This window comes from Streptomyces lincolnensis (assembly GCF_021173675.1).
Lineage (GTDB): Bacteria > Actinomycetota > Actinomycetes > Streptomycetales > Streptomycetaceae > Streptomyces > Streptomyces lincolnensis_B.
In genome coordinates this window covers 324,832-338,083 of sequence record NZ_JAIHON010000005.1, presented here as the reverse complement: position 1 = coordinate 338,083, position 13,252 = coordinate 324,832, and the positions used below count along the sequence as shown (strand labels likewise).

The 13,252-nt window shown below is 72.9% G+C and carries 10 protein-coding genes; 2 read left to right on the top strand and 8 right to left on the bottom strand.

Annotation, left to right across the window (positions count from 1 at the left end; genetic code table 11):
• Positions 1-23 precede the first annotated feature (23 nt).
• From K4B79_RS15810 to K4B79_RS15790, 5 genes are all read right to left on the bottom strand, one after another.
• The gene (locus K4B79_RS15810) at positions 24-1,724 is read right to left on the bottom strand and encodes a VMAP-C domain-containing protein (RefSeq protein WP_232027591.1); all 1,701 of its coding nucleotides are present in this window, start codon (positions 1,722-1,724) and stop codon (positions 24-26) included.
• 14 nt (positions 1,725-1,738) lie between these two features.
• On the bottom strand, positions 1,739-2,113 hold the full coding sequence (locus K4B79_RS15805; RefSeq protein WP_232027590.1) for a CU044_2847 family protein: 375 nt from the start codon (positions 2,111-2,113) through the stop codon (positions 1,739-1,741).
• An 84-nt stretch (positions 2,114-2,197) separates the two neighbouring features.
• Positions 2,198-3,541, bottom strand: a complete 1,344-nt coding sequence (locus K4B79_RS15800; protein ID WP_232027218.1) for a carboxyl transferase domain-containing protein — start codon at positions 3,539-3,541, stop codon at positions 2,198-2,200.
• Positions 3,534-4,979 (bottom strand): acyl-CoA synthetase, encoded by a 1,446-nt coding sequence (locus K4B79_RS15795; RefSeq protein WP_232027217.1) that lies wholly within the window; start codon positions 4,977-4,979, stop codon positions 3,534-3,536. The genes K4B79_RS15800 and K4B79_RS15795 overlap by 8 nt, the downstream gene beginning before the upstream one ends.
• A gap of 76 nt (positions 4,980-5,055) precedes the next feature.
• A complete protein-coding gene (locus K4B79_RS15790; RefSeq protein ID WP_232027216.1) occupies positions 5,056-6,429 on the bottom strand; it encodes an SLC13 family permease in 1,374 nt (457 codons plus the stop codon).
• Positions 6,430-6,663: 234 nt separating this feature from the next.
• Between K4B79_RS15790 and K4B79_RS15785 the strand changes: the two genes are divergently transcribed.
• On the top strand, positions 6,664-7,371 hold the full coding sequence (locus tag K4B79_RS15785) for a FadR/GntR family transcriptional regulator (RefSeq protein WP_232027215.1): 708 nt from the start codon (positions 6,664-6,666) through the stop codon (positions 7,369-7,371).
• Positions 7,372-7,421: 50 nt separating this feature from the next.
• On the opposite strand, the gene K4B79_RS15780 is transcribed toward K4B79_RS15785, so the two are convergent.
• The 3 genes from K4B79_RS15780 to K4B79_RS15770 all read right to left on the bottom strand — a co-directional run bounded on the left by K4B79_RS15780 (position 7,422) and on the right by K4B79_RS15770 (position 11,973).
• The gene (locus K4B79_RS15780) at positions 7,422-8,414 is read right to left on the bottom strand and encodes a phospholipase D-like domain-containing protein (RefSeq protein ID WP_232027214.1); all 993 of its coding nucleotides are present in this window, start codon (positions 8,412-8,414) and stop codon (positions 7,422-7,424) included.
• Positions 8,415-8,655: 241 nt separating this feature from the next.
• Positions 8,656-9,711, bottom strand: a complete 1,056-nt coding sequence (locus K4B79_RS15775; protein WP_232027213.1) for a MerR family transcriptional regulator — start codon at positions 9,709-9,711, stop codon at positions 8,656-8,658.
• A gap of 108 nt (positions 9,712-9,819) precedes the next feature.
• Positions 9,820-11,973, bottom strand: coding sequence for a zinc ribbon domain-containing protein (locus K4B79_RS15770; protein WP_232027212.1), 2,154 nt, complete (start codon positions 11,971-11,973; stop codon positions 9,820-9,822).
• A gap of 362 nt (positions 11,974-12,335) precedes the next feature.
• On the opposite strand from K4B79_RS15770, the gene K4B79_RS15765 reads away from it, so the two are divergent.
• The gene (locus tag K4B79_RS15765) at positions 12,336-13,217 is read left to right on the top strand and encodes an ATP-grasp domain-containing protein (protein WP_232027211.1); all 882 of its coding nucleotides are present in this window, start codon (positions 12,336-12,338) and stop codon (positions 13,215-13,217) included.
• The last annotated feature ends 35 nt before the right edge of the window (positions 13,218-13,252 follow it).

The following is a 13,252-nucleotide window of genomic DNA, read 5'->3' as shown; positions in this document are numbered from 1 at the left end:
GGTGTCACGGGTTCGTACGGGTGTCACGCCACGGGGGAACGGACGTGCGCGGTGGTGTCGTGCGGGTCGGTGAAGCAGCGCGGGTCGTCCCACAGCAGTTGGATGTCGCGGGCCCAGTGGCCGTCCTCAGCGTCGGCCTCCTCGCGCAACGCCAGGACGTGCCGGGGCAGTTCGGCCGGCGGCACCCGGGCGAGGCGGGCGTCGAGCTCGTCCAGGAACGTCTTGCCGGTGCAGGGTCCGGCCGTGCCGCCGCAGTCCTCGTCCTGGCCGGCGCCGCAGCCGTTGCGCGACCACACGATCACCGGGGCCGGGGCGGTGAGCGAGGTGTCGAAGTGCGGGCGGGTGCGGGGCGAGGCCGGCGCGGTGGCGAAGCCGGCGAGACAGGCGCCGGGTCTGCGCAGCCGCAGCCGGAGCCGCCCGGGCTCCTCGGGCCCGGCGCACTCCACGCGGTGCACCGGGGCGCCCGGCGAGGAGTCCAGGCGCATCCAGGCGCGGGTCAGGACATGCCGGGTGCTGGTCTTGCGGCGGGCGTGGTCGGTGACGACGAGCGGGTAGAGACAGCCGAGCGGGGTCGCGTCGTCGGGGGCGCACTCCCAGCGATCGACCGGCCAGTCCAGCCAGTCCCGGGGCAGCGCGAACGCGATCAGCTCGTCGGCGCCGGGCGTCAGACAGCGGAACGCGGCCTCGATCCGGTCCTGCACGTAGGCGCGCAGCCGGGACTGCGGGACGGTGTCGGAGTCGACGGGATGGCGGTGCCCTCCGCTGTACGCGGACACCTCGACGCGGACCAGGTCGTCACCGGCGCCGCTGTGCGCCAACTCGACCAGGATGGGGGCCCATTCGGGTGCCTCCGGCTCTGCGGCGGGCGCGGGGACCCGCAGCAGGGACTCCAGCTGGTCGGCGAACCGTGTGACCGTGCCCGCGGCGCCGGGGCCGTCGAGCTCGCACAGCACGAACAGCGCCGCCGACCACAGCGAGGCGAAGCCCTCCTCGGGAGGCAGCGGGTCGAACCGGTCGGCGGACGCGGTGTACAGCCGTACCGGATCGCACTCCAGACCGGCACCGACCGCCCGCTCCACCAGCCCGCGCAGCCGCGCCCGGTCGGCGGTGGCGTGGTCCGAGGTGGGCACCAGGCCCTCCAGGCCGGGCCAGTACCTGACCATGACCTCGGTGGGCATCATCCGGCCGTTGCGCACGCCCGGGGCGCCCTCCGCGGTGACCATGCCGACGACCTCGCCGGTCTCGACGAGGGTGACCGCCGAGCCGCTGAAACCCGGGGCCAGGGCCTGGCCGCCCGGCTGCCAGGCCTCCAGCTGGATCCACTCCCGGTTGATCAACTGCGGGGAGGTGATGCGGTATTCGGCGAGCGTGCCCTCGTCGAAGCCGACCGGGAAGCCGTACACGACCAGCTTGCGGGGGGCCGTCGGGCCGTGTGCGGTGTCCACGGGCGCCAGCGCGGCCGGGGCGATCGGCACCTCCCGCGCCAGCTCCAGGACCGCCAGGTCGCCCGGGTCGGTGTCGCCTCCCGCCCAGCCGCCGCGGGCGACGACCCGGGCCGGCACGGCGGGGGAACCCGGGCGCTCCGTGAACGTCACGGTCAGTCCCGCGCTCTCCCGCTGGACGACATGGGCGCAGGTCAGCACCGTGGTCGGAGTCACCAGGAAGCCGGCCCCGGCCACCTGTCCCCCGCACTCGATCCGGGCGTGCCACTGCGCGCTGTTCATGCTGCTCATGCCGCTCATGACGAGGCGAGCGGCTCCGGGACGGCCGCGGCCGGCGGTGCTCCGGCCTCCGGGGCGGATCCCGGGGACCAGGTCAGTTTCACCACCAGGTGTCCCTCGGCCGTGCCCTTGGCGATGATCGCGCCGGTCTCGGCGGAGAGCTTCACCCCGAACTCGATCTCGACGCCGTCCGGGCGCAGGGAGCTGTCGCGGAAGACGCGGAGCGCGGAGGAGGCTGCGGCGCGCACCCCTTCGAGAGCTCCCTCGAAGGTGCGGGCCGCCTGGACCGTGCCGTCACCGCGGGACACCAGCCGGGAGCCCGTCCGTTCCTCCGTTGCTTCGACCGACACCACGGCCCCGTCGGCGGTCTCGAACTCCACCAAGCGTTCCACGCTGCCCCCGTCGTCCTGTTCCACGTCGTCCTGCTGCGGTGTGCGTCTCCATTGTTACGGACGGTGCTCGGGGTTGTCGCGTGGTCATCCGGACTCCGTCGTCCGCTCTCCGGTTCGGACCACCCCCAGTTCCACCAAGTCCTGCGGCCGGATCCGGAGTTGGTCCGCCGTCGCCTCGATCTGCTCCGGGGGGCGCTTGAGGATCGCGGCCGCGAGTTCGGGGGCGATGACGGAGAAGTAACTGTCGGGCGTGGCCCAGGTGTTGCCGGGGGCGGCCAGGGCGAGGGCGCCGCCCGAGCCGCCCTCGCCGACGACGAGGGTGGTCACGGGGGTGCGCGCGGCGGCCACCGCGTGGAAGACGTCCGCGATCGCGGCGCCCGCGCCCTGCCGTTCCGCCTCGGCGTCGTTCGCCGCGCCCGGTGTGTCCACCAGTGTGAGGACGGGGATCCCGAGCCGGTCCGCGAGCCGGATCAGGCGGGCGGCGGTGCGGTAGCCGGCGGGGCGGGTCGCGGTGCCGGTCTGGGCGGCGTAGGCGATCGTACGGTCGCCGTGGTCGCCGAACCCGCACAGGATGCCCTCGAAGTCCGTACCGCCGCAGCGGTCACCGTTGATCGGGAGGCGGTCGGTGAAGTAGGCGTCCAGGTAGGCGTCGGCGCGGGGGCGTCGGGGTGAGCGGGCGCGCTGGACGGCGTCCCAGCCGGTGGTGGGGAGAGCGGAGGCGCCGAGGGGGGTGGGGACCGGGGCGGGGGTGGTCGAGGGGGAGGTGAGCAGCCGCAGCCACCGGCCCAGCGTCCCCCGCAGTTCCTCCGGAGGCACCACCGTGTCCACCGAACCGGCCGCCAGCTGGGCCTCCGCCGTGTAGGCCGTCGGGTCGGCGTCCGGGGGGCGGACCCGGGAACCGGCGAAGCCCACTTGGGCGGCGGGGAGGGCGAGGATGACGTCGGCGCCCGCGCCCAGGGTGGCCCAGCCGCCGCCCGTGGTGGGGTCGCGCAGGACGGCGATCTGGGGGAGGCCCGCCTCGCGGGTGAGGGCGGACTGGCGGGCCACGCGCTGGAGTTGGGTGAGGGCGAGCATGCCCTCCTGCATCCGGCTGCCGCCGGTGGCGACCAACGGGACGACGGGCAGGCGGTGTTCACGGGCGTGGGTGTACGCCGCCTCCAGCCGGTCACCGGTGCGCTCGCCGAGGGAGCCGCCGAGGAAGCCGAACTCGAAGGCGATGAGGACCGCCCGGACCCCCTCGACGTGCGCGGTGCCGCAGACCACGGACTCCGTCTCGCCGGTGCGCTCGGCGGCGCGGGTGCGCGAGGCGTCGTAGCCCTGCCAGGCGAGGGGGCCGTCGGGGCCCGAGTCCTTGGCCGGGTGGGGGAGTTCGGTGAAGTCGTCGGTGATCAGGGCGAGGGTCTCGCGGGCGGTGCGGCGGTCAGTCACGGCTCAGCGCCCGCTTCATGATCTTGCCCATGTCGTTGCGGGGGAGCGCGGAGATGTGGTGGACGACCCGGGGGCGCTTGTGCGGGGCGAGGCGGCGGGCCACGTGGTCGGCCAACTCCTCGACCCCGGGCGGTGATTGGGGGTCGGCCGGGACCACCCAGGCCACGATCCGCTCGCCCAGGTCGGCGTCCGGTTCCCCGGTGACGGCGGCCTCCCGCACCCCCGGGTGTTCCAGGAGCGCGTTCTCGATCTCGCCCGTCCCGATCTTGTACCCCCCGCTCTTGATCAGGTCGGTGGCCTTCCGGCCGACGATCCGGACGTACCCGTCGGGATCCCGTACCGCCATGTCGCCGGTGCGGAACCAGCCGTCGGAGGTGAACGCGGCGGCCGTGGCGTCGGGCCGGTTGAGGTACTCGGTGAACAGGTTCGGCCCGCGCACCTGGATCTCGCCCACCGTCTCGCCGTCGTACGACGTGATCGGCGCCCCGTCGTCCTCCACGAGCCGCACCTCCACCCCGGGCAGCGGCACGCCGACCGTCCCGGCGCGCGCCTCGCCGTCCGCGCGGACGCTGGTGTTCATCAGCGTCTCCGTCATGCCGTAGCGCTCGATCACGCGGCGGCCGGTCGCGGCCGCGATGCGCTCGTGGTCGTGCACGGGCAGGGCGGCGGAGCCGGAGACCAGCAGTCGGGCCCGGCCCAGCACCTTGGCCAGCTCCGGGTCCTCGGGCAGGGTCTGGGCGATGCGGTGGTACATCGTCGGGACGCCGAACAGCATGGTCGCCCCGTCGTTCAGCTCGCGCGCCACGCCCTCGGTACTGAACCTGCCCAGGTGGCGCACCGATCCGCCGCGCCGCAGCGGGCCCAGGATGCCCAGCACGAGCCCGTGCACATGGAACAGGGGCAGCCCGTGCACGAGGACGTCCTCGCCGGTCCACTGCCAGGCGTCGGCGAGCGCGTCCAGGGTCGAGGAGATCGCCCGGCGCGGGATCACCGCGCCCTTGGGCGGGCCGGTGGTGCCGGAGGTGTAGACGACGAGGGCGGGGTCGTCCTCGGACGCCCGGCCCGCGGCGGCGGGTCCGGTGGCCCGTACGTCGACGTCGATGCGCGCCAACTCCGCCAGTGGGGGCGGGAGTTCGTCTCCCGGAGCGGCCAGTACCACCGAGGGGGCGCTGTCCGCCAGGATGTGCCCGAGCTCCTTCTCCCCGGACTTCGGGTTGAGCGGTACGGCGGCGACACCGGCCTCCAGCGCCGCCACCACCGCGACGGCGGTCTCCAGCGCCGGGGTCGCCCAGACGGCCACCCGGCCCGCCCCGCCGATCCGCGCCGCGAGGGCGCCGGAGGCGGTGCCGAGCTCGCCGTAGGTCAGGGACCGGTCGCCGAACCGCAGGGCGGGCCGGTCGGTCCGGCTGCCGGTCAGGGCCGGGAAGAGAGAGGACACGCGTCGTACTCCTTCAACTGTTCGCTGTCGCTGTCGCTGTCGCTGTCGCTGTCGTTGACTGCTGCCGTCTGCGGTCCTACCCCCAGCCCGGCACCACCATCACCAGCCAGGCCACCGCGGGGACCACCGCCACCACGATGCCTCCGTAGATCATCAACTGCCGGAAGAAACGCTCGCGGTCGACGTCCGGTGCCGCGGCCAGGACCAGCGCGCCGTTGGTCGAGAAGGGGCTCACGTCCACCACGGTCGCCGACACCGCGAGCGCGGCCACCATGCCGACCGCGCCGATCTCGCCCTGCGCGAGGAACGGCACGGCGAGCGGGATCAGCGCGCCCATGATCCCCACGGAGGAGGCGAACGCCGAGACGATCGCGCCGATGTAGCAGAGCAGTACGGCCGCCAGCAGCGGTACGCCGATGCCGCCGACGCCCTCGCCGGCCCACTTGATGGTGCCCATCTGGTCCAGGACCCCGACGTAGGTCAGCACACCGCAGATCAGCAGCACCGTCGACCAGGCGATCTGGCCGACCGCCTTGCGGCTGTCCTCCGGCCACGCGGTGCTCAGCAGCACGGCGAGGGTAATCGCGGTCAGCCCGGCGTCCAGGTCGAAGGCGAGCACGGCGACGACGAGGGCGACCAGGGCGGTGAGGGTGGCGATCCGGGGTGGGGTGAGGTGGGTGGTGTCGGGGGTGTCGGGGCGGGTGGCTACGGCGGTGCCGGTGCCGGTGGGGCTGGGGGCGGTGCCGTTGGTGTTCTTGGCCGGTGAGGGACCGGCGGTCCCCGTACTCCCAGAGCTCCCCGTGCCCGGCCTGCCTGGCTCCTCATCCACCGCGACCGCGCCCTGCGCCCACAGTTTGCGCCCGCCGAAGAGGACGAAGACGACCCCCGCGATGACGATGTTGGCGAACAGGGAGGCGAGGAAGAGGGCGATCTCGTTGCCGGGGAGGTTCTCGCGCTCGACGATGCCGTTGACGATCGTGCCGTAGATGCTGATCGGCGAGAAGCCGCCGCCCTGGGCGCCGTGCACCACCATCGCGCCCATCAGGAGGGGGCTGATGTGGTAGCGCGAGGCGAAGCTGAGGGCGATCGGCGCGACGATCGCCACGGCGGCCGGGCTGACCGCGCCGATCGCGGTGAGCGCGCCGGTGATGAAGAACATCACCCAGGGGATCAGCGCCACGCGCCCCCGGACGAGCCGGATCGAGGCGTGCACCAGCCAGTCGGTGGTGCCGTTGGCCCGCGCGATCGCGAAGAGGTACGTGACGCCGACGAGGACGACGAACAGATCGCCGGGGAAGCCGGCGAAGATGCCGTCCGCGTCGAGGTCGGCGACGAGCTCACCCACCGCGAAGGCGGCGGCGAAGGCCAGCGCGCCCATGTTGACGGAACGGGTGGTGGCGATGACGAACACCACGACGAGGACGAGGATCGAGATGAGTTCGGGGGACATACGGGCTCCCGTCTTTGGGTCCCGGAGCGGTTGTGTGGAGGAGCGTTTGTGTGTGGGGGCGTGGGGCGGGCGGCCACTGAGGCACAGTGGCCGAGTGGCTGAGCCACTTACGGGTCGGTTGGCTGGTTAGCGTGGGCGCACGGCGGGATCCAGTCAAGGGGTCGCGCAGAAATTGGCTCAGCCACTCGGCCACCGGGAGGGCCGGTGTTACGCTCCCGGCGAGAGGGGGACCCCGTGACCGACGCCCTGCGCCCCATGAGCAAGCAGCGCCTCTACGAGCAGGTGCTGGACCGACTGCGGCAGTACGTCGCCGAGGGCGGGCTGAAGGCCGGCGACCGTCTCCCGCCGGAACGCGACCTCGCCCAGCGCCTGGGGGTCAGCCGCGCCTCGGTCAAGCAGGCGATCGTGGTCCTGGAGGTGCAGGGGCTGGTGGAGGCCCGGCACGGCGGGGGCACCTACCTGGTCCGCGACAGCCTCGACGTCGAGCCGGTCGAGCGGATGGTCGAACGCCGCCGACGCCTGCCGGACGTCCTTGAGGCCCGCGAGGCCCTGGAGACCAAGCTCGCCGAACTGGCCGCCGAGCGCCGCACCGACGAGGATCTCGCCGCGATGCGGGGCGCCCTCGCGCACATGGCCGAGGAGATCGAGCGGGACGGCCACGGCGTCGAGGGCGACCGCCTCTTCCACGCGGCGGTCACCGCCGCCGCCCACAGCAGTCTCCTCGCCGAGTTCATGCGTTCCATCGCCGACCAGATCGCCGAGAGCCGCACCGAGTCCCTCCGCCAGCCCGGCCGCCCCTCCCGCTCCCTCGGCCAGCACCAGGCCATCCTCGACGCCATCGCCGCCCGCCGCCCCACCCAGGCGGCCGCCGCCATGCGCCGCCATGTCCGCACGGTCGCGAAGGTGCGGTTGCTGGACTGGGAACCGGAGGAGGGGCAGTAGGGGGGCGCGGCGGCCGCTTCGCGGAAGACGCCGCCGCGCCCGACGGATGCTCAGGCCGCGGTGCCGCCCGCGTAGTCGTTCGCGAAGGTCGACTCGATCGTCGAGGCGACCGGCTGGGCGACGCCGGTACCGGTGAGGATGATGCCCAACTCCCTGTTGTTGGTGAGGGAGTTGGAACTGAGGTTCATGGAGCCGGCCTCGACCGCCTGGGTGGACAGGCCGTAGTCGGCGACGATCGCCTTGGCGTGGATGTAGAAGCCGTCGGGGTCGGAGTAACCGACGACGGTGCCGCCCGCCGACTCGATCTCGGCGACTTCGGTGGAGTAGCCGGCGGGGCTCTCCAGGACGACTCGGACCTTGACGCCCGCCTTGGCGTGGGCGGCGATCGCCTCGATCACCGTGCTGTCGCTGAACTCCAGTTCTTCGACGTCCAGCGTGGTGGTGGCGCCGTTGATGACGGACAGCAGACGGCTGCGGGAATCGGTCGTGGACCAGAGGAGGTGGTCGCCGTCGGAGGGAGTGACCGAGGTGCCGGCGTAGTCCGCGGCGAAGACCTTCTCGATCGCGGCCACGTCACGGCTGTCGTCGTCGAACACGCCGTAGTCCCGGCCCGTCGCGTAGTACTGGGACGTCAGATTCCCGGTCAGGATCAGCGACCTGGTGCCGTCGACGGTGATCGTCTTCTGGTGGGTGTAGGTGAACGCCGACGACGACCACACCACGCCGACGCCCGCGCCCGTGAGCGCCGTGTAGGCCGAGCTGTTCGCGGACTGGTGCTGCCGGTCCAGGACCACCCGTACGGTGACACCCTTGTTCTCCAAGGCGATCAGGTCGTTCACGGCGGTGGCGTCCTCCAGCTCGTACATGGTCATGTCGAGCGAGCTGGTGGCCGAGTCGATGAAGTCGTAGATCTGCGACTGGCCGCCGCTCCGGGAGAAGGCGAACGCGGAGTAGCTCGCCGCGCTCGCGGGAACAGCGCCGGCGAAGACCGCGGCGCCGGCCGCGAGTGCGACGCCCGTACGTCCGATGACCTTCCACAACATGCGTGACTCCTGGTCGAGTTGACGGGCCCGCCGGGGGGTGAGCGGCGGGCGCGAGCAGCACACCACGCGCGTAGAACTCCGGAGAAGAGCCGCCCGGTGAACTCAGGGTTACCGGGCGGTCGCCGAATCCGGGCGAAGTGGACTTCGTGCAGGTGGAAGGTGGTTCATGCGCTTCATACGAGATCGCAAAGAGTGTGTTGTGCGGCCTGTCGAAGCCGGCGCCGAGGAACGGAACCGTTGCTCAGGCCGCCGCCGTCTCCACCACGTCCGCCACCACGCAGCTGACGTTGTCCGGGCCGCCCGCCCTGTTCGCGGTGTTCACGAGGTGGTGGACGGCTGTGTCGGGGGAGGGGGCGGTGGTCAGGAGGTGGTGGACGGTGGTGTCGGGGACGACGTGGGAGAGGCCGTCGGAGCAGAGCAGGTAGCGGTCGCCGGGGGCGGCGTCGTGTGAGCGCAGATCCGGGGCGCCGGTCGTCAACGCCTTGAGGAGAAGGGTGCGTTGGGGGTGGGACAGGGCCTCCTCCTCCGTCAGGCGGCCCTCGTCGAGCATCGACTGGACCATCGTGTGGTCGTGGGTGATGCGGAAGAGGTCGCCGTCGCGGAGCAGGTAGGCGCGGGAGTCGCCGATGTGGGCCAGGGCGAGTCGGGAGCCGGTCCACAGCAGGGCGGTCAGAGTGGTGCCGGTCTCGTCGGTTCCGTGGGCCACCTCCCGTACCGCCTCGCCCGCCGACCGCACCGCGTCCTCCAGGAGGTCGAGGACGTTGCCCGCCGGGACCTCCTCCGTGTCGAGGAACCGCAGCGCCTCCACGGCGGCGCCGCTCGCGGGTGCGCCCGCCGGGCCGAAGCCGTCCGCGACCGCGAGCAGCCGGGCGCCGGCGTAGGCGGTGTCCTGGTTGTGGGGGCGGACCAGGCCCCGGTCGGAGTGGGCGCAGTAGCGCAGTTCCAGCATGGTGGTGTCCTTTCCTGGTACCGCCGTCAACTCGTCGACGAGGAACGCGGCGAGGTCCCGCCGTACGGCCGTCTCCGCCTCGACCCCGGCCCAGTAGGCGCGGATCTCCCCGGCGGCGGCCGCCGGTTCCAGGGCGCACACCTCGCGGATCCGGGCCAGCGGCATCCCCAGGCGCCGCAGCCACGCCACCAGCCGGGCCCGTTCCAGCTGGGCCGGCGTGTAGTAGCGGTAGCCCGTCTCCGGGTCGACGCGTGCCGGACGCAGCAGGTCCAGGTCGTCGTACAGCCGCAAGGCCTTGGGCGAGAGCCGGGACGCCTTCGCGAAGGTGCCGATCGTCAGCCATTCCATACGGGCCCTCCCGGTTCTCGGCGTGTGCCGCTCCGTTCCTCCCCGCCGATGCTGGGGCTTCACCAAAGGTGAAGGTCAAATGGGTTGTCGCGGTTCCGGGGCCGACGGTTAGCGTCTCTGGAACTCTGTTTGTGCCTGTGGTTTCCAGGCTTTTCGGGCGCGGCGTGGCCGTGTGCGGTCGCTGTCCGGTGGTCCGAACCTCGGGGTGAGGGGGTGGACTTCGGTGGCGTGCAGGTGGTGGAAGCCGGTCCGCTCGGCGGCGTGGGTGCGTCGTCGACAGGTTCTGCGGGAGAGCCGCACCCGGCCGGATCGAAGGAGGCCTTCGGTCCGGCCGGGTGCGGGTACTCCATGACCTGGCACCGGCCCGGATACGGCTGGTGTCGTGGTGTCATGCCCCGCCGGACGCTGGACTGCCCCCGTGGTGGGGGTGGTGGCGGGGACCGTACGCACATCAAGCGCACGGCGGGAAGTCTCTGAGCCGGGGGCTGGGTCTGGGCCGGCTCGCCGTACACCTCGGTGCCGGGTGCCGCTCGGCCTGCTGGGGGTGGGGTGCCGCTTGCCCGGAGTGGTCTTCGGCCCGGCCGGGCGGGGCGGAACGCTCTCGGCGTGGCGCTGGCGGCGCAGGCGGCGGGTGGCCGTCTTCGGGCGGCGGACCGAAGCCACGGTGCCGTCCACGGTGGTGCGGATACTGCGGGCACCGGTGGCACGTTCGGTGGTGGTGTGGGTCTGGGCGAGCAGGCCGCGGGAGACGATCCGGCGGGCGGCGGCGTGGTCCCGGTCCATGGACAGCCCGCACCTGGTGCAGTGCGCCCATTTCCAGCCCCGTTCGTGCAGCCGGTCGGGGGCGGGGTGGTGGGTGAGCACGGCGAGGCAGCCGGGGCACCGTTTGGAGGTGCCCCGGGCCGGGACGGTGACCACCGTGATCTGTGCCTTCGCTCCCAGGTGCCGGATCGCCTCGGCGACGGTGCCGCGCACCTGCCCGGACAGCCGGGCATTGCCCCTGCGGCGGCCGCGCGCTTCCAAAGTGGTGAGGTCTTCCAGATAGATGACGCTCGCGCCGAGCGCTGCCGCCTGGTCGACGGCCCAGCGGGCGGCAGCCCAGGCCAGGGCGGCATTCAGATGCCGGATCCGCGCGCACACCCGCACATGCTCCGCCTCCAGCACCCGGGCCCGGACGAGATGTTCGCTCCAGGCCAGGTACGGAGAGCCGAGCCCGTCGGCCAGCGCCCGGTGGTGATCACGCTTGGCGGCGAGGTGCTCGCGGTGGCCGCGCAGCCGGTGCAGGGCGGCACTGACCGTGGTGGCGTCGAAGACCAGGGGACGGCCGTCGGTGACCACCTGCCGCGCCTCGCCCCTCCCGGTCAGACGGCCGAGTGTGCCGGTGAGCAGAGTGTTGACGCCCCAGTCGAAACCGAGCGCCACGGCATGGCCGGCAGTTTTGGTGGCCGGGGCGGGCCGGGAGTGCGGCAGGTCGACGGCGATCCGGCCCGTGCGGGTGGGGCGCAGGGTCGGGGTGTGCAGCACCGCGTCGGGCGTGATGGTGCCGGGCAGCCGGATGTCGATCACATGCCAGGCCCAGTCACGGCCCGTGGCGGGGGCCGCGCGCAGGGGGAGTTTGACCCGCAGCCGGGCGGTGGCCGTATCCACCCGGGCCAGGGTGACCTGCTGGCGGTCCATCGCGGCGAGCAGCATCTGTGGGGCGATGTGCGGCGGGTCCTCCAGGGCGCACAGCCCGGCGGGCAGCTGCCCGTGCTCGGTCAGGTACGCACGGATCTGCCGGGTGCGGTTGCGGATCTCCGCACCGCTCACCCCGGCGGGCAGCAGCACCCGCAGCGTTGTCCACTCCGCCTCCGTGCGACGGCGCGGATCGGCCGGCCAGGTCGCCAGGACGGCGGCCACGATGGTCCGCCGGTGCAGGGCGAGGCGCAGGGTGCGCGCCGCGTACTCCTCGGCGCCCCGCCGCACCCGGTCCGAGACATGCACCCCCGCCGGGGACGGCACGGTCTGCGGCCAGTACAGACGGCGCAGTGCCATCCACCCCTTGGACGGCAGCTTTTCGCCCCGCTCGTCCACCCCGGCGGCCAGCACGTCCAGCGAGCCCTCGTCCCACCGGGCGGCCACCAGAGCGCCGGTCAGATCCCGGCTCAACTGGGCCAGAAAACCCACCCGTTCAAACAACAGGGCCTGCCCGACCCGCTCTCCGGTGCCCTCCAGTACACCGGAGAAGGCGGTGCACGTGGCTGTTGCCACCAGCCTGGCCATGCCTGCCACCCCGCTTCCCGCACGTGTCCGGTCATCGTCAGGAGCGGCCGCGTCCAGGCACTCCGATCGGCCTAACGACTGACAGCCACACAAGGACACGGCCTTCCCGCACCCCGGGGTGCGGGAAGGCCGGGGAAAGACACGGGAAGACTACGATCGCCGGCATCCGACGAGGACGAGACGGCGAACACCCGCAACTCTCGAAACTGGCGTAAATCATGGATAAACAGGACGAAAGCGTGGGTGGATCCTGAGGATCCGCGCTGATGACACGAAGCAGCATCAACCAGCCTGCTTAAGCCAAACACCCAGCAGTTGAAGACCCTGCGGGCCTACGAGCCGTATGAGAAGGGACCCCCGCCGTGCCCCGAGTCGCCCTCGTCACCTACGACCCCGGACCGGAGCCCAGCAAGGACCGCGACCTTCCCGTGCTGGTGGAGGCGCTGCGCGCGGCCGGAGCCGGGGCGGACGCGGTGGTGTGGGACGACCCCGGTGTGGACTGGGGCGGCTACGACCTCGCCGTCCTCCGCTCGACCTGGGACTACAGCTGGCGGGCGGCCGAGTTCCTGGCCTGGGCCGAGCGGTGCGCCAAGGTCACCCGGCTCGCCAACCCGGTCGACGTCGTGCGGTGGAACACCGACAAGCGGTACCTCGGGGAGCTGGCGGCGGCCGGCGTGCCCGTCGTGCCCACCCGGTACCTCGCGCCCGGCGACCCGGTCGGCCCGGCCGACCTGCCCGACGATCACGAGTACGTCGTCAAGCCCACCTCCGGGGCGGGCGCCCGGTACGCCGCCCGCTACACCCCCGAGCAGCACGACAGTGCCGTACGGCATCTGGAGCGGATGCACGCCGAGGGGCTCACCGCGATGGTGCAGCCGTACATGCGCGGCATCGACGCGGGTGGGGAGCGGGCGGTGCAGTTCTGCGGCGGGAGGCTGCTGCACGCCAGCCGCAAGCGGGCCGTGCTCGCGCCCGGCACGGCCTTCGACGCGGACAAGGTCGCCCATCCCGGCCTGGAGCCGTGGACCCCGACGCCGGCCGAACTCTCGGTCGCCGAGCGCGCCCTGGCCGCCGTACCGGGCACGCCCGAGCTGCTGTACGCGCGGGTCGACCTCGTGGACGGGGAGGACGGGCTGCCCCGCGTGATGGAGCTGGAGCTGGTCGAGCCGAACCTGTTCCTGTTCCTGCACCCGGACTCGGTGGCGCGGGTGGTCGAGGCGGTGCTGGCGGCGGCCGCCGGCTGAGACTCCAGACGGAGCGGGTCCTCACCCGCACGCCC